This window comes from Flavobacterium sp. FlaQc-28 (genome assembly GCF_044007415.1).
Classification (GTDB): Bacteria; Bacteroidota; Bacteroidia; order Flavobacteriales; family Flavobacteriaceae; genus Flavobacterium.
In genome coordinates this window covers 170,654-188,232 of sequence record NZ_JBIPCM010000004.1, presented here as the reverse complement: position 1 = coordinate 188,232, position 17,579 = coordinate 170,654, and the positions used below count along the sequence as shown (strand labels likewise).

13 protein-coding genes are annotated in these 17,579 nt (G+C 33.1%); all 13 read left to right on the top strand.

The annotated features are described in order from the left end of the window. Positions 1-9: 9 nt before the first annotated feature. The 13 genes from ACHRVL_RS12740 to ACHRVL_RS12680 all read left to right on the top strand — a co-directional run bounded on the left by ACHRVL_RS12740 (position 10) and on the right by ACHRVL_RS12680 (position 17,285). Entirely contained in the window at positions 10-1,575 is a 1,566-nt protein-coding gene (locus tag ACHRVL_RS12740) for a sensor histidine kinase (RefSeq protein ID WP_395413278.1), read from the top strand. Positions 1,576-1,661: 86 nt separating this feature from the next. Further along, positions 1,662-4,256: a zinc-dependent metalloprotease gene (locus ACHRVL_RS12735; protein WP_395413277.1), complete on the top strand. Its 2,595-nt coding sequence runs from the start codon at positions 1,662-1,664 to the stop codon at positions 4,254-4,256. Positions 4,257-4,272: 16 nt separating this feature from the next. Then, the gene (locus ACHRVL_RS12730; RefSeq protein ID WP_395413275.1) at positions 4,273-7,611 is read left to right on the top strand and encodes a SusC/RagA family TonB-linked outer membrane protein; all 3,339 of its coding nucleotides are present in this window, start codon (positions 4,273-4,275) and stop codon (positions 7,609-7,611) included. 11 nt (positions 7,612-7,622) lie between these two features. Beyond that, positions 7,623-8,942, top strand: coding sequence for a RagB/SusD family nutrient uptake outer membrane protein (locus ACHRVL_RS12725; RefSeq protein WP_395413273.1), 1,320 nt, complete (start codon positions 7,623-7,625; stop codon positions 8,940-8,942). 125 nt (positions 8,943-9,067) lie between these two features. Continuing rightward, positions 9,068-9,832, top strand: coding sequence for a LytR/AlgR family response regulator transcription factor (locus tag ACHRVL_RS12720; protein ID WP_395413271.1), 765 nt, complete (start codon positions 9,068-9,070; stop codon positions 9,830-9,832). 237 nt (positions 9,833-10,069) lie between these two features. Further along, the gene (locus tag ACHRVL_RS12715; RefSeq protein ID WP_395413270.1) at positions 10,070-10,654 is read left to right on the top strand and encodes an NUMOD4 domain-containing protein; all 585 of its coding nucleotides are present in this window, start codon (positions 10,070-10,072) and stop codon (positions 10,652-10,654) included. Between the two features lie 342 nt (positions 10,655-10,996). Further along, entirely contained in the window at positions 10,997-12,385 is a 1,389-nt protein-coding gene (gene lpdA / locus ACHRVL_RS12710) for a dihydrolipoyl dehydrogenase (RefSeq protein ID WP_089053238.1), read from the top strand. A 210-nt stretch (positions 12,386-12,595) separates the two neighbouring features. Further along, the gene (locus ACHRVL_RS12705) at positions 12,596-13,039 is read left to right on the top strand and encodes a copper resistance protein NlpE (protein ID WP_395413267.1); all 444 of its coding nucleotides are present in this window, start codon (positions 12,596-12,598) and stop codon (positions 13,037-13,039) included. Between the two features lie 258 nt (positions 13,040-13,297). Then, complete coding sequence (locus ACHRVL_RS12700) at positions 13,298-14,251, top strand: SPFH domain-containing protein (protein ID WP_395413266.1); 954 nt, start codon at positions 13,298-13,300, stop codon at positions 14,249-14,251. Next, positions 14,251-14,493 (top strand): hypothetical protein, encoded by a 243-nt coding sequence (locus ACHRVL_RS12695; protein WP_395413264.1) that lies wholly within the window; start codon positions 14,251-14,253, stop codon positions 14,491-14,493. Before ACHRVL_RS12700 ends, ACHRVL_RS12695 begins: the two co-directional genes overlap by 1 nt. Before the next feature lie 11 nt (positions 14,494-14,504). Then, the gene (locus ACHRVL_RS12690; RefSeq protein WP_395413262.1) at positions 14,505-15,443 is read left to right on the top strand and encodes a hypothetical protein; all 939 of its coding nucleotides are present in this window, start codon (positions 14,505-14,507) and stop codon (positions 15,441-15,443) included. Positions 15,444-15,467: 24 nt separating this feature from the next. Next, positions 15,468-16,427 carry a DUF6620 family protein gene (locus ACHRVL_RS12685; RefSeq protein ID WP_395413261.1) on the top strand — a complete coding sequence of 320 codons (960 nt, stop codon included), beginning with the start codon at positions 15,468-15,470 and terminating at the stop codon, positions 16,425-16,427. 111 nt (positions 16,428-16,538) lie between these two features. Beyond that, positions 16,539-17,285, top strand: a complete 747-nt coding sequence (locus tag ACHRVL_RS12680; RefSeq protein WP_395413259.1) for a DUF2314 domain-containing protein — start codon at positions 16,539-16,541, stop codon at positions 17,283-17,285. The last annotated feature ends 294 nt before the right edge of the window (positions 17,286-17,579 follow it).

Here is a 17,579-nt window from a genome sequence, read left to right as displayed (position 1 = left end):
AATACTTTTTTGAAATTTAAATACAATACTACTTCTCGTCGCGCCTTTTTAATTTATGTAATTATCTCTATACTAATTACCGTTACTTCTGTTTACATACTTAGTAAATTAATTACAGATCTTACGGAACAAGCAAGTGAAGATATGGCGCAGCGCAGCTTTTATAAAAAGCAGGAATTCATGTCGCAGGAATTTTCAAAATTCCTAGAACAAGAAAACCAGATAAAACATATTCTAAACATTAGTAATTCTAGTAATTTATCGACAAACTTAAAAGTTTTGTCTTCATTGCAGGCTACAAATGCAATGATCGATAACAACTGGTTTCAAATTAATGATGACAAGATTCAATTTGGAATTACTTTCCCTTCTGATTTAAGAAAAAAAGAAGCTGCTGATTTTATTCTTAAAAACAAAGATGCCAATCATGTAAGTACAGTTATATTTCAAAATAAGCAATGGCTTTGGAGAATTTATTTCAAATTAACTTCAAAAAACACCATTGTTCGTTATGGGTATGACATTAATTTAAGGAACCTCCACGCCTACTTGTCTACTATTGACAAAACGGTTTCTAATTATGCTTTTGTATTTGATAAAACCGGCGCTTGTATTTTTCACCCAGACTTAAAATTTGTTGGAAAAAATATATTTAATGTTTCTTCTGTCAAACCTTCAGATACTATTTTCAGTAAGAAAAAAGATTTCGTAAAAAGAATTACAATGTCTGAGTTTTTAAAACTTGATGTAATCCGATTTACCAAAAAACTAGACATTAAAGGTTCTCGATGGTTTGTATCTGTCAATTCTCCTAAAATTTTTGAAGTCGAAAATGTGTCACTAATCAAAAAATACTCGACTTGGATTTATTCGATTACAACGGTAACATTACTATTGATCTTTTCTATCTTCTCTTATGCAAATAGACGTGCCTTTAGAGAAAAGGAAATGATTGAGAATGAAAAGAACAAACTGCTTGTCGAGAATGAAAAAATTATAAAAGAAAAAGCACTTATTCAGTTACAACAATTAAAGGAACAGATAAATCCGCATTTTTTATTCAACTCGCTCAATTCACTCTATATGTTAATTGACAACGATGTTAAAACCGCGCAAAAGTTTACACTGAACTTATCGCGTATTTACCGCTATTTAATAGATCCGCCAGAAAAAAACATTGTACCGCTAAAACAGGAATTATTATTTATCGAAAAATATATCTTTTTGCAGCAAACCCGTTTTAAGGAAGAATTGTTCTTTTCGATTCAAATCGAAGACCAAGAAGCCTTAGAAAAATTCATTCCGTATTTGGCTCTTCAAGTTGTGATTGAAAATGCAATTAAGCATAATAAAGCGACGCAGGAAACTCCGTTGAGAACTCAAATTCTGATTCAGAAAGATCAAGTTATTATTACGAATAATCTCCAAAAAAAGGCTGACAGCGAGCCGAGCACTAAGTTTGGGCTGAATTATTTAAACAGTATTTATCAATTTTACTCGAAAACCAATTTTGAAACCTCAGAAAAAGAGGGCAATTTTGTTTGTATCCTGCCTTTAATACACATTCACTCCTAAAATAAAGCCACTCACTCCCTTTTGTTTTTTTTTCGAGCTAAAATCAAATAGCTTCGGCGGAAAATTAACTTAAACTTAACATCAAAATGAAGGAAAAGGCATTCCTGCATAATTTAAAATTATTCTGCTTACTAGTTCTGCTCTTATTTGTTCCCGTTACTGTTCTTGCTCAGAAGAAAAAGAAAAAAGAAACGGATACCGAAATTGCAAAAGATTCTACTGATTCTAAAAAAACAAAGAAATACGGTGACCTTATCAAAAAAGGAACCCTTAAAAAAGGTTTGTTTAATATCATTCAGGTTAAAACCGATGTTTATTTTGAAATTCAGGATAGTTTATTTAAAAGAGAATTTCTAGTTGTAAACAAATTATCTCAAGTTCCATTTCAAGTTAATGAAGCTGGATTAAACAAAGGGATGAACTATGAAAACAAAATAATTACCTTTTATAAAGATACAATTGCAAAGAAAGTTTGGGTAAAATCATATGTCCCAAAAGTTTCTTCTCCTAAAGAAGACGCTATTACAGCATCAGTAATCGACAATTTCTCTGAATCGATTATTGAAGTTTTTGATATTGAAACTAAAAACAATGATTCGACTGCTGTTGTAATTAAGGTAAACAAGATTTTTGACGGTAAGCAAAAAAGCTTCAATGATGTTTTGAGCAATATTGGTTTTGGAGGCTCTGTAAAATCTGATTTGTCTTATATTGAAAGTCTAAAATCATTTCCTAAAAACATTGTTGTAAAATCACAGTTAACCACTTCTGTAAGCGAAGGCGGACCAGCTTTGTCTGTTACTCTTGGCGTAACGAGCAATATTGTTTTGCTGGATAAAACACCTATGAAACCTCGTTTTTCTGATAGACGAATTGGTTATTTCACTGAAAAACATTGGTACTTTGCTGATGCGCAGCAGGCAATGCTCGAAAAAGAGCTTATTACACGCTGGCGTTTAGAACCCAAAAAAGAAGATGAAGAACGCTATTTAAAAGGTGAACTGGTTGAACCTAAAAAACAAATTGTTTATTATATAGATCCTTCGACTCCAAAACAATGGAGAAACTATATTATTGATGGTGTTCATGACTGGCAGATTGCTTTTGAAAAAGCGGGATTTAAAAATGCCATTATTGCTAAAGAACCAACTGAAAAAGATTTAGATTTTGACGTAGATGATGTACGTTATTCTGTAATTACATATGCAGCATCGCCAAAATCGAACGCAATGGGACCATCTGTTGTTGACCCTAGAAGCGGTGAAATTCTAGAAGCCGATATTATCTGGTGGCACAATGTAATGACTTCTTTACAAAGCTGGATGCGTATACAAACTGGTCCAATTGACCCGAAAGCCAGAGGAAATAAATTTAGTGATGAACTTATGGGAGAAGCCATTCGATTTGTATCATCGCATGAAGTTGGTCATACTTTTGGACTTAAACATAATATGGGATCTTCTTTTGCTTATGATGTTGAAGCTTTGCGTTCTAAAGATTTTACGGCAAAAATGGGCGGTACCGCACCATCTATAATGGATTATGCTCGTTACAATTATGTGGCGCAGCCAGAAGATAATGTTACTGTAATTACTCCAAAAATTGGAGAATATGATAAATATGCGATCGAATGGGGTTACAGATGGTATAATGTAAATGAAAATGAAACTTTAAAATTAAACGAGTTAATTGCCAAACATCAAAACGATCCGATTTATTTTTATGGCGAACAGCAAGAAAATATAATCGATCCGCGTTCACAATCTGAAGACTTAGGAAACGACGCTGTAAAAGCGAGCGAATATGGTTTAAAAAATCTAAAACGTGTTGTAGATAACATCTTAAACTGGACTTACGATAAAGATCGTACGTATTACGAAACTGGTAAACTATATATAGGAACTATTGGACAATGGCAATTGTACAATCGCCATGTATTGAATAATATTGGCGGAGTTTATTTAAATGAAACTGTTCACGGAGACAACAAACAAAGTTACATTCCAGTTTCGCCAGTAATGCAAAAAAGAGCTGCTGATTATTTGATCAAAAATGTACTTACAATTCCACAATGGTTATTCTTTAACGATATTTTAGACAAAACAAATCCGCTTAAAGATTCTCCTGTAGGACCTTATGAATACACGCCTTATACTTTATCAAGAGAATTGCAGTACGGTATTTTATACGATTTGTTTAGTGATGATCGTTTACTTCGAATAACAGAAAACGAATTGTACCAACGAAATAAAACCACTGAGAAGGTATTTACCGTAAATGATTTATTTAAAAAGATACATCAAAGTGTATTTGCAGGAACAATACAAGGTAAATCGCTGACAATTTTAGAGCGCATGACGCAAAAAAATTATGTGGATGTTTTGATTGTTTCTACAAATAAAATATTTGAAAAAACAGATGGTAAAAAATTAATCGACATTCAGGAAACACTAAATATGCCGCATTTATGCAATTATTTAGAAGATTCGAAAATGGTTCGAAATATCAATCAAACTTCTTTAAAAAGAGTTACAGAAGTTACCTCTGATAAAAAAGGAGAATTGACTACAGTCTTAAAATTACTAAAACTGAAAAAGAATACTGGAGATCAATCGACTCAAAATCATTATACCGATTTAATTCAAAGGATCGAAAAAGCGCTAAACAACACAATCAATTAATATACAAAACAAAAACATGAAAAATTTTCTAAATATCTTACTGCTGTTCCTAGCCATTGCAGGATACTCACAGGATAATAGAACCATTACGGGAATCATTCTTGATGAAGCTGATCAGTCGCCAATACCTGGTGCATCAGTTTTTGTAGAGAACAATTCTATCTCGAACAAAACTTCTCTAGCAGGAGTTATACACAGTGAAGCAATCGGAACTACAACTGATTTTGATGGTAAATTTCAATTAAAAATCAGCAAAAATGTTACTTCATTGAGAGTTACGTTTATGGGATACAAGCCATATACTCTTGAAATAACTTCTCAAAAAGAGTACACAATCCGTTTAAAATCTGATGTTGCACAGCTTCAAGAAGTGATCTTAACCGGATACCAAAAAATCGAAAAAAGAAAACTGACTTCGGCTATTACAAAGGTTGACATGGCTTCAATTCAGCAATCAGGAGTTTCTAGTGTCGATCAATTATTAATGGGACAAGTTGCGGGTGTTGCCGTTACAACTCCATCTGGAGCGCCGGGAGCACCGGCCAAAATTAGAATTAGAGGTACAGCATCTCTTAATGGTACGCAAGATCCTTTATGGGTACTTGACGGATTACCATTAGAAAATAATGATGTTCCTAAAAACTATGACAAGGAAAATATCGATCAACTTGCAAACTACTCTATTGCAGGTTTAAATCCAGACGATATTAAAGATATTACAATATTAAAAGATGCTGCTGCAACTGCAATTTATGGTGCGCGTGCCGCAAATGGTGTAATTGTGGTAACTACAAAAAAAGGACGCAGAGGTAAAATGGTTGTAAACTTCAACACGAACACCTTTATTACACGAAGACCTGATTTTGACAAATTGAACTTATTAAATTCAAATCAAAAAGTAGATTTAGAACTTAACATGGCAAGTCGCGCAGATTTGACATATAGAGACACCGGTGGTGAAGTTGCTCGTATCTTAAACGGAGCGAATGAATTAGATGCCTTCAGAACCGGTGGTTTCTCTTCTTTAAGTGCAGGAACGCAGCAGTCAATCAATAACTTAAGAAATCAAAATACAAATTGGGGTAACTTATTGTATCAAGACGCCATTAACACACAGCATGGTTTAAGTTTATCTGGCGGAGGCGAAAAATCGGATTACTATTTCTCTTTAGGATATTATGACGAAAACGGAGCTACTGTTGGTACAGGTTTCAAGCGTTACAACTTAACATTGAAAAACAACTACGAGATTACTGATAAATTTAAAGTGGGTATTGGAATTTTTGGTGCCGAAAACAAAACAACATCTTACTTGACAGATCTTGATGGATTTACAAATCCAGCAAATTATTCAAGAAATGTAAATCCATATTTAACTCCGTACAATGCAGACGGAAGCTATAAATATGACCCAGATATTGCTTCTTACTCTGATATTAAACTTCCGTTTAATTTCTTAGAAGAGAGAAACAATACTTCATACGATTTAAAAACGAGAGCAATAAAAGCATTGTTTGATGCTGAATATAAAATCACTAAAGATTTAAGAGTAACAAGCCAGTTAGGTTTACAGTTTGATAACTCTTCCAGCGAAAAATATGCTGGTCAGGAAACTTTTTACACTAGAAGACAAAGAGAAAGATCAAGTTATTTTGCTGATAATACGCAAAAATACTTCTTACCTGATGGTGGAATTATTCAAAACACAAACACGGACTTTTTTCAGTACAACTTAAAAACAATGGTGAACTATTCTAAAACTTTAGGAGAAAATCACGAAATTGAAGTAATGGCTGGTAATGAATTAAGAAGAAACAAAACGACTTCTATAGCAACTAAAGGTTTTGGTTTTGACGAAAATACCTTGACTACACAGCAAATTATTTTCCCAAATTCAACTTTTGCTAAAGAGGCATTTTACAAAACATATGTAAAAAAGGAAAACGAAAATGCTTTTGTTTCATTCTTTGCAACAGCATCTTATACGTATAACAAAAAATACAGTTTTTACGGAAGTGTTCGTTATGATGGTTCAGATTTATTTGGTGTAGATCCTAAATACAAATACTTACCACTTTGGTCAGCATCTGGATCTTGGTTAGTTTCACAGGAAAATTTCTTAAAAAACAGTAAAACAATTTCTAATTTAAGACTTCGTGCTTCTTACGGTTTACAAGGAAACATTGATAAAAACACTTCACCTTATGTAGTTGGAGATAACAAAACAGCTATTATCCTTCCTGGACAATCAGAACCTACAATTGTGGTATTGAGTCCGCCAAACAGCAAATTGCGTTGGGAAAAAACCCAAAATACTAACTTTGGTTTTGACCTTGGTGTACTTAACAACCGTATTACCCTTGTAACAGATATTTACGGAAGAAAAAGCACCGACTTAATTGGTCTAAAAGCATTGCCATTAGAAAATGGTTTTGAATTTACAAACATGAACTGGGCACAAGTAAGCAACAAAGGTTTTGAAATCGCTTTATCTACAAAAAACATCGATCGCCCTAATTTTAAGTGGAACACCAATTTTAACTTTGCACATAACAAGAGTAATATTGATCGTTTAGAAATAAGAGACAACAGTTATTTACCAAACCAAGAAGGACATGCTGTAAATGCGGTATTTGGTTTAAAAACAAACGGAATTGACGAAAACGGTTACCCGTTATTTGTTAATAAACAAGGAGAAACTGTAAATGCGCAAACTTTCTTTGGTTTATATGATCCGCTTGCTGGTGTTTTTCCAGGTATGTTCTCGCAATCAGATTTAAGTGCTGCAGAGTTTAGAGATTTATTTACTTATTTAGGAGATAGAGATCCAAAATTTACAGGAGGTTTAATCAATACTTTTAAAGTAAGCAATTTTGATCTTACCATAGCAGCGTCATTTAACATCAAACAAACCGTTACAAGAACTCCTCCATACAACGGAACACTTGTAGATAGAGGACAAAACTATACGACTGATATTTTAAACGCTTGGTCGCCAACTAATACTTCATCAAACTTACCAGGAATTACAAGTAAAGATTCTGGTACAGGAGATTCATGGATGGCTTATAATTGGTTCTCTGGCGGTAACCCAATTATTACTTATAACTATTTAGACACATGGGTCAGCGAAATGAGTTATATGAGATTAAGCAGTGTTCGTTTTGGATATACTTTCCCAAAAACATTCCTAGACAAAATCGACATTCAAAGTATTAGAGTAAATATTGAAGCAAGAAACTTATTCGTAATCAGCTCAGATTACAAAGGTTATTTCGACCCAGAAACATTCGGAAACATTTACGCGCAGCCAGTTCCTAGATCGTTGACTTTAGGATTTAATGTAACTTTCTAAAAATTAAAAAGATGAAAAAATTCTCAAAATATATAACACTTTTCGTTGCTGCTATTGCACTTAGCAGCTGCGATGACTATTTGGATATTACTCCGGTAGGAAAAGTAATTCCAGAATCACTAAATGAGTTTCGTGCGGTTTTAACCACAGCATATTCAATTTACCCAGAACACAAATCATTGAGCGCCGTTCGTACAGACGAACTATTACTAAATGAAGATAACAGCGAAACCGCTATTTACAAAGATGTATATATCTGGAAAGATCTAAATCCAGATCGAAATACACTAAATTTTCATTATCAAGATTTATATACTGTAATTTTTTATACGAACGTAGTTATCAACGAAGCGTCTAATAAAGTAGCAGCATCTGAAGAAAGAGATCAATTAATTGGAGAAGCTTATGCTTTGAGAGCAATGGCAAATTTTGATTTAATAAATCTTTTTGGAAAACCATATAATCCAGCAACTGCAGCTTCAGACAAAGGAGTTCCATTAGCTTTAGAGATTGATTTAGAACAAGTATTTGTTCCACAGAGTGTAGACGTTATTTACAATCAAGTTATTTCTGATACTAAAGAAGCTGAAAAATTAATTAACTTAAGTACACAGCCAAAAGGTTTAAATTACCGTTTCTCAAAAGTGGCGCTATACAGCTTAGAAAGCCGTTTGTATTTATATCAACAACAATGGCAAAAATCACTTGATGCTGCCAATAAAGCTTTAGAATTAAAAAATACTTTAATTGACTTAAAAGCAACACCAGTTTTAGCTACAAAATATGATGGAAAAGAATCTATTTTAGCCCTTGAAGATGGTTATATCGTTGGTATAAAAAGGGCTTCTTATGCATCTGCTGATTTAATTGCGGCTTACAATAAAACAACAGATTTGCGTTTCCCGCTTTATTTTGCAGCAAGCGGAAGCCGTTTTAGAATTTTAAAAGGCGGAAATGACGATCAAAAATCATCATTCAGATCTTCAGAGCTGTATTTGACAAAAGCTGAAACTTTGTTGAAACTTGATAATATTAACGATGCAAAAGCAACCGTTTTAACTTTTATTAAAAACAGATATACACCAGCAGGATACGATCAGCTTGCAAGCAGCATCAATACAATGAATGCGACTGATCTAACCAACTTCATTTTTGAAGAAAGACGCAGAGAATTTCCTGTAGAAGGTCACCGCTGGTTTGATTTAAGAAGAAGTACTCAAAAACAAATTGTTCATAAATTTATGAATATAGAGTATACTTTAATACAAAACGATCCGCGTTACACTATTATTTATCCAGCAGACGCAAGATTAAACAATCCGAATTTATAAGTTCGTTCAAAATCAGAAAAAAGGTCCAGTTCAAAAAACTGGGCCTTTTTGCATTTAAAAACAGAGTCAACTATCTTTGCAAAATCAACTTTAGAATTCTGGTTCTATAAATGAAGCTTTTAAAAATGAAAATTGCCATTGTTGAAGACGAATATCTTGCTTCAAGCTATCTAAAATCTATTTTAGAACAGCAGGACATTTTGCAAATAGCCGAAATTGCAGTTTTAAAATCTGTAAAAGAAGCTGTGGCCTTTTTTTCTGAAAATAATGTCGACTTGGCCTTTATGGATATTCATTTAGGCGACGGAAAAAGTCTTGAAATTTTTGAAAAAACAACGATCTCCTGCCCTGTCATTTTTGTAACCGCTTACGACTCCTACGCCATTTCAGTTTTTAAACACTTTACAATTGATTATCTTTTAAAACCTTTTGAAGAACAAGAATTATTTGAAGCTCTAATCAAATTCAAAAAAATAAAAGAAACTTTTAACAGCGATGCAACACTGCAATCATTAGTTGCAATCGAAAACCCCGAAACAAGCAAAATACAACGTCATTTTTTAGTAAACCACGGTTATAAGCTTATCTCTATAAACGAAGCCGAAATTACCTATTTTGCCGCATCTGGAAAACATTTGTTTATATATGTAAATTCTGGAAACAGTTTTTTATACAATAGCACCTTGACAGATATTATTAACAACCTCGATCCATTTACATTTTTTAAGATAAATCGTAAATACATTGTAAATCGAAGTACTATAAAAGAAGTCTTGAAACACTCTAACCAAAAAATCGAATTGATTCTTACCGTTCCTTCTATTGAAAATGACTCGATAATCATAAGCAAAAAAGAAATCAATAATTTCAAAAACTGGCTCGATCAATAAAATTCAGATCCTTTTTTTGAGTTCTAAAATGTGGTTTTATTAGAATATCTAAAATCAAAAAAGTGTATCATTCGCATTTTTTGATAGAGAAGGACTTTACAAATTGCCAAAAAAATTTAGAAAACGTTAAATTAGCGTTATAAGAATCATAAAACTGATGCTTCATAACCAGCACGATAGCGATCATTTTTGATCAATTCTTTATCTTTGAGATTCAAAAATCAAATGTAAACGAAAATGCCACAACACAGATTTTACCCTGACGAAAAATTCAAAGAAATAGAAATAAATGCCTCATTACAACTTAAATACGCCATTTCAAACAGAGGCCGATTAATAAGCTTCACTGATGAAATTGAAAACGGACGTCTTTTAAAAGGCGGTTTAAGCGATGGTTATCCTACTTTTAGATTTAAGGTAAAAAAAGACGATCAAATCGTTAACAAATACCTTTTTTTATACAAATTAGTTGCCCAGTATTTTATTCCTAAAGAATCAGAAGAACAAACTTATGTACTTCACTTAGACTACAATCGAAGTAATGACGATGTACACAATTTATGCTGGGCTACAAAAGCCGAAATGATGGCGCACAGCCGTAAAAGCCCGCGTGTAATTCAAGCCAAAAAAAACCTGATCGAGCATAACTTAAAAGCTGATGGAAGAAAATTAACCACAACAAAAGTCATGTTAATCAAGAAAATACTAGCAAGGCCAGAACAAAAAACACGTCTAAAAATGATCGCCAAACAATTTGGCGTAAGCGAAATGCAGATACGTAGAATTGCAAGCGGTGAAAATTGGGGACACGTCAAAGTATAATTATAAATTGTAAATTATTAATTCAGCACTGATGTCACTCTGAGCGAAGTCGAAGTCCTTTTCTACAAGAAAGGACTTCGACTTCGCTTATTTTGGTAAAGGGTATAATTTCGATTTAAATTTCTAAATCTGAATTTTCAATTCATAATTCACAATTTACAATTCACAATTCATTCAATTTCTGTGAAAAGGTCAAAATCAGCAGGGGTAAAAATAAAATTTCAAGCGTTTTTTAAAATAATTCCTTAAATTCGCAATCACAAATAACAAAAGAAAAAATCGTCAAGTGAGTTTCGGAATTATAAACCTCCTTTTCGATAATAAATACTAAAAACCAAAAAAATGAAATACGACGTTATTGTTTTAGGAAGTGGTCCTGGCGGATATGTTACAGCAATTAGAGCATCACAATTAGGCTTTAAAGTAGCTGTAGTTGAAAAAGAAAATCTTGGTGGTGTATGTTTAAACTGGGGATGTATCCCAACTAAAGCATTATTGAAATCAGCTCAGGTTTTTGATTACTTAAAGCACGCTTCTGATTACGGATTGAAAGTTTCTGAATTTGATAAAGATTTCCCTGCTGTTGTTCAAAGAAGCCGTGGTGTTGCTGAAGGAATGAGCAAAGGAGTTCAATTCTTAATGAAGAAAAACAAAATTGACGTTATCGAAGGTTTTGGAAAACTAAAACCAGGAAAAAAACTTGACGTTACAGATAAAGACAATAAAGTTACTGAATACAGCGCTGATCATATTATCATCGCAACTGGAGCTCGTTCTCGTGAGCTTCCAAACTTACCTCAAGATGGTGTAAAAGTAATTGGATACCGTCAAGCAATGACGTTGCCAACTCAGCCAAAATCTATGATTATTGTTGGTTCTGGAGCAATTGGAGTTGAGTTCGCTCACTTCTATAACTCTATGGGAACTGAAGTTACTATTGTAGAATTTATGCCAAACATTGTTCCTGTTGAAGACGAAGACGTTTCTAAACAAATGGAGCGTTCTATGAAGAAAGCTGGTGTAAAAATCATGACTAACTCTTCTGTAGAGAAAATTGATACTACAGGAAACGGAGTTAAAGCAACTGTAAAAACAGCAAAAGGAGAAGAAATTCTTGAAGCTGACATCGTACTTTCGGCAGTTGGAATTAAAACAAACATCGAAAATATTGGTTTAGAAGAAGTTGGAATCGCTGTTGACAGAGATAAAATCTTAGTAAACGCTTACAACGCAACTAACATTCCTGGTTACTATGCAATTGGAGACGTTACTCCGGGACAGGCTTTAGCTCACGTAGCTTCTGCTGAAGGAATTAACTGTGTGGAGAAAATTGCTGGTTTACATGTAGATCCAATCGATTACGGAAACGTTCCAGGTTGTACATATGCTACTCCAGAAATCGCTTCTGTAGGTTTAACCGAAAAACAAGCAAAAGAAAAAGGTTACGAATTAAAAATTGGTAAATTCCCATTCTCAGCTTCAGGAAAAGCAAAAGCTGCTGGTGCTGCTGACGGATTCGTAAAAGTAATCTTTGATGCTAAATACGGAGAATGGTTAGGATGTCACATGATTGGTGCTGGTGTTACAGATATGATTGCTGAGGCAGTTGTAGCTCGTAAACTAGAAACTACAGGTCATGAAATCCTTAAATCGATCCACCCTCACCCAACAATGAGCGAGGCAGTTATGGAAGCTGTTGCTGATGCATACGGCGAAGTAATTCACTTGTAACAATAACCAGAGACGCATTTGCATCTCTTCGGTTACATATTATTTTCAATTTAAAAAAGCCCGATTTGCTTACGCAAATTGGGCTTTTTTGTTAGTAAATTTATTTTTACAATAGTTAAAATACTGATAAATAAAAAACATACTGTAATAAAAAAATTACAAATGCGTTTTAAATATTAAATATCTTTCTCATCTTTAAATTTAGTAAAAATGAATCAAATTAAAAAAAATGCAGTACTTATACTTGTTATACTACTGTTTGTAAGTTGCAAAAATAGTAACGAACAAAAAACAGAGATTACAACAGACGAGCACACTTCTCAAAATTCATTAGACTGGCCAGGAACCTACAAAGGAACCTTACCATGTGCAGACTGTGAAGGAATAGAAAAAATAATTCAAATAAATGAAGATAATACTTATTCTTTAAAATCTACTTATCTTGGTAAGGGGAAAAAGGAAGAATTTGATGAAACAGGTACTTTTACATGGAATAAAGAAGGTAACACAATTACAACTATCCCAAAAGATAAAAGCATATCACAATCTTATTTCATTGGTGAAAAAAAATTAATACAACTCAATAATGAAAATAAAATAATAACCGGCCCTCTTGCTGACTTTTATATCTTAAAGCAAATTAAATCCAGATAAAACTAAATGTATTAACCTGTTGAGAATATATCTCAGCACATTGAAAAATAGATTAAACACTCTAAAAAAGGTATCCTCTTATTTCTAACACACAGAAAAAAACTATGTGTTAGAAATTTTATTTTTTATATTCTTTTGTACAAAATAGCAATATACCTTCATACTCATAATTTAACACAATAACAATTCAAAAAAGTGATCTAAAAAAAACATATATAGTAATATAATTCTTATTTTTAAGCCAAGAAATAAGAAATTATGAAACTACCATTTATCGAAATAATCGAAGCCGCAACAAGTGATCCCAACTTGTTAATGTGGAAATTTTATGATGAAGATAAAGAAATCAAAAACGGAGCAAAACTAACCGTTCGTGAAAGTCAGCACGTAATGCTTTTAAACGAAGGACAGCTTGCAGATGTTTTTTCTCCAGGACTTCATACTTTATCTACAGAAAACATTCCCGTTTTAAGTAAACTAAAAGGTTGGAAATACGGTTTCGAAAGTCCCTTTAAAGTCGATGTTTACTTTTTCAATACACACCAATTCATCAATAATAAATGGGGAACTCCCGCTCCTATTCTGCTTAATGACCCTCAGTTCGGGCAAATCAGAATTCGGGCTTTCGGAAGTTTTGATATTAAAATTGTCGATGTGGCCAAATTCTTCCGTCAATATGCAGGAACTTACAAACAGCTTACAATTTTTGAACTACAAAATCAGCTGAGAGATTTTGTTGCTCCAAAATTTGGTGAAGTTCTCGCAAACGAAAATATCACCGTTACAGACATTGCTGGAAATATTACACAATTAGGTAAAAAAATAGAACCCTATTTAAAGCCTTATTTTGAACAATTCGGGATCGAATTAACCCAATTTGTTATCACAAGCATAACATTACCCGAAGAAGTTACAGCACATTACGATAAAATTACCAATATGAATATGGTAACAGACATGGATAAGTTTACCAAATTTAATACTGCCACTGCAATTGGAGATAAAGGAACGGCCTTACACGACGCAACTCAAAACGCCTTAAGCATGGGAATTCTTTTAAATCAATTACAGCAAAACAAAGAAACTCCAAAACAAGAAACCGCAGACAATTTGACGGCTAAACTTCAAAAACTAAAATCTTTATTTGATGCTGGTTTAATTGACGAAGACGAATTTAAAACTAAAAAATCCGAATTATTAAGTCAGTTATAATGGAAGAAAAAAAAGTCAATTCATTTTTAGACAAACTAAAGCAAAAAGCACAAAGCCAAACTAATTACGGGGGCGAAACAGAAATCAACAATGCAAAAATGAATGCAAGAGACTGCCCTAACTGTGGTGCTGGGCGAGCAAAACAAGACGGTGTAACACATTGTGCCTATTGTGGATTTGAATTTATAAGTGTAAAGCTTACAGACGGAGTTTATATCAAGAAAGAGGATAATTCAATTTAAATATAAAAATAGTGTTAGGATTATTTAATAATACGCAAAAAGACGAAGAATCCATTCCAGAATGGTATTTAGAACTTCAGCAATCGCAAGAACGATGGTTTTCATTTTTAGAAAAACTTGAAGCAAAAATGGAAGAATTTGCAGCCGCCGCAATTCCAGAATTGAAAGAAATCTTGCAAAGTGATGATGATATATATAAAAGAACTTTTCAAAGAGTATATTCTGGTGTAAATGGTCAATTGTCAAATATAAGAGAAAAGGCCAAAGACACTTATGATGAAAAAATACTTAACGTTTATTACAATTACAATTCTCAGATTTCTGTTTTAAGCAAACATCACAATCTCGTTTCTGATTTCAGAACCTTTTGCTCTGATCGCTATAATGATTTTGACGATAAATATGAGTATTGGAGAAAGCAAATCGAGAAAACACAAGAACGCGATCTCGAAATCGAATATCAAAAAATATTAACCGAATACGAAGCCATCAAAAACAAATTCAACTGTACACAATGCGGCGGTAATATCGAAATTGCAAAAATCTTTTTAATCGAAACTTATATTTCATGTCCGTATTGCAAAACACAAAATACATTTGCTCCAAGCACACAGGCAAGAAACCTGCAGAATATAGCTAGAAGTTTAGCCGAACAAAGAACTGTCCATTTGTATAATGAATTTGAAACCGAAAACAACAAAGAACGGGAATTGTATCATCAGAATCATGAATTAAGTCTAAGTAAAATTCATGAATCTGATAAAAAGATTCTAAATGAAATTCAGACAAAAATGAACAATATCGAAGAGCAAAGACAATTTGTTATTAAAAACGCTCCAAAATTGTATCAAATTTATCTAAGGGCAATGTATGATGAATGGAATAAAATCACACCTGATTTAAAAGAGCACAACGAAAAAATGTATCAAAATCAATTACAATCATTATAATTTATTAACTCTAAAATTTGAAAAATGTTTAAAAAACTTTTTGGAGCTCTAAGTGGAGACAATAAACCAGAAAATAAAAATTATGAAGCACAGACTTCAAATGATAATTATGAAAATGATTATGAAGAGAATTATCAGGAAGTAGAATACGATCCTGAAACACTTCACGGAACCCACTATTCAGTAGAAGACTTTGATGCCGAAGTTGCTGAAAGAGCAGATACTTGGATTGCTGATGAAAGAGCAAGCGGGGAAAATCTTGAAGAAAAAGACATTCAAAACATCTATTTTAACTACAGAAGAGAAGTTTATACCGAATGGAACAACTGTGATTCAGATCAAATGATTCGTTTTGAACACGCCAATTCTTTAAAATACAGCGGGATCCAAACTTCAGGATTTGTAAAAGTTGATGATAACAATCTGTTTCTTGAGCCCGTACACGGTGTAGATTTAAGAACCTATACAGCAATGTGTCTTAAAATCAGTGCGGGAATCGATTATCTAGAAGTTTGCAAAGCAATGGGATTCGAACCTGTAATTTGGGAAGAATTAAACACGATTTGGCCTCAGCGTATGGGCGAAGATAATTCGTTTACCGTTACTACATTATTTGGACAATATTATGCTGAAAATGTTACCGTTCCGCAATTAGAAAACCTTAAAGCTGAAATTTCAGAAGAAGGAGCTGCTAACTTAGAAAGAATTAAAACAGATCGCTATTTTTACGAAGAATTAGCTGGGGCAAGACAAGCCGCTTACGAATACGGAATTGACGGTGCACAATGGATTTTAGATACTTTCGGAATCAATCTTGCCGATTTCCAATCTGTAGCAATGCAATGGATGACTGAGCAAAACCAAAACTGGAATTCTGAAGACATTATTGAATTTTCTAATTACCAGCAAGAAAAACAAAAAGAATATGCTGCAAAATTTGCGGCGGAACAAGGTGGAAATATCGCAGACGATGTAAATTTCTAAATTGACTTTCCTTTGATAATAAAAAACCGATTTACAAAAACAAATCGGTTTTTTATTCGTTTAAAATCTCTCAGAGTTCTTTAAAAAATTACCTTCAAAAAATAATACAGAATGGAAAATACACCAATATTCTTTGCCGACGGAGAAAATCCAAGAATGATCGAAGCACACAAAAAAGCACAAGAAACCTTTAAATATTTCTGGAGAGAATTATCGTGGGAATACCGTCGAATAGTTCCCGGACTTGATGTTGCATGTGTAAAACTTGCTTTTACTCAGGAAATAGATGGTGAAATTCTAGTCGAACATATGTGGATCAACGATATCAATTTTGACGGTGATACTATTTATGGCGTTTTAGTAAATCAGCCCGATGAGTTAACCAATGTAAACAACGGAGACGAAGTACAAATACCAGTCAACCAAATAAGCGATTGGTTATTTGCTATTCAAGGTAAAACCTACGGAGCTTTTACAATACACGCAATGCGTTCAGAAATGGATGAAGACGAAAGAAAAGAACACGACAAAGCTTGGGGCTTAGAATTTGGAGATTTCGATGATATTCAAGTTGTTTCAGATCAAAAAGAAAAGCCAGAAAACCTTGTAGAACATCCAATGAGCAAAAACATGAAAGACAGCCTTATTGATTTTCTAAAAAACAATCCCAAAGAACTTACCTCAAAAGATGAATTAGGGTATACTTTTCTGCATCTCGAAACAATTGCAGGAAATAAAACCTCTGTTGAAGTTTTGCTAAAATCTGGAGCAGATACTAAGGCCAAAACCAACAACGGCAAAACCCCGCTCGATTTTGCAAAACAACTAAACTGGGAACATTTAATTCCTTTATTATAATAGGAAACATCTAAAATCCGATTGGGTATAAACCAATCGGATTTTTTATTAGAACCTAGATCTGCTTACAAGCACAACTAAGCAGCAGCCTTCAACAAACAAAAAACATAAACAATTGATTTTTAGTCGTATTATTTAAAAAACTCACTTATTTATTCTTTTTTTTCATAATTTTAACACTAAATTTAATTCAAAAAATCCTCGAACCAAATAATACACTAATTAGATTAATAAATTACACTTTATTATCTCTTTCATAAGAAACATTGATTTCTTATAAGTATTAAGCAGAAA

What these genes read in the sequence shown, in the direction of transcription:
- ACHRVL_RS12735 (WP_395413277.1), top strand. Translation starts at nt 1,662, where the DNA reads ATGAAGGAAAAGGCATTCCTGCATAATTTAAAATTATTCTGCTTACTA.
- ACHRVL_RS12730 (WP_395413275.1), top strand. Translation starts at nt 4,273, where the DNA reads ATGAAAAATTTTCTAAATATCTTACTGCTGTTCCTAGCCATTGCAGGA.
- ACHRVL_RS12725 (WP_395413273.1), top strand. Translation starts at nt 7,623, where the DNA reads ATGAAAAAATTCTCAAAATATATAACACTTTTCGTTGCTGCTATTGCA.
- ACHRVL_RS12720 (WP_395413271.1), top strand. Translation starts at nt 9,068, where the DNA reads ATGAAAATTGCCATTGTTGAAGACGAATATCTTGCTTCAAGCTATCTA.
- ACHRVL_RS12715 (WP_395413270.1), top strand. Translation starts at nt 10,070, where the DNA reads ATGCCACAACACAGATTTTACCCTGACGAAAAATTCAAAGAAATAGAA.
- lpdA (WP_089053238.1), top strand. Translation starts at nt 10,997, where the DNA reads ATGAAATACGACGTTATTGTTTTAGGAAGTGGTCCTGGCGGATATGTT.
- ACHRVL_RS12705 (WP_395413267.1), top strand. Translation starts at nt 12,596, where the DNA reads ATGAATCAAATTAAAAAAAATGCAGTACTTATACTTGTTATACTACTG.
- ACHRVL_RS12700 (WP_395413266.1), top strand. Translation starts at nt 13,298, where the DNA reads ATGAAACTACCATTTATCGAAATAATCGAAGCCGCAACAAGTGATCCC.
- ACHRVL_RS12695 (WP_395413264.1), top strand. Translation starts at nt 14,251, where the DNA reads ATGGAAGAAAAAAAAGTCAATTCATTTTTAGACAAACTAAAGCAAAAA.
- ACHRVL_RS12685 (WP_395413261.1), top strand. Translation starts at nt 15,468, where the DNA reads ATGTTTAAAAAACTTTTTGGAGCTCTAAGTGGAGACAATAAACCAGAA.
- ACHRVL_RS12680 (WP_395413259.1), top strand. Translation starts at nt 16,539, where the DNA reads ATGGAAAATACACCAATATTCTTTGCCGACGGAGAAAATCCAAGAATG.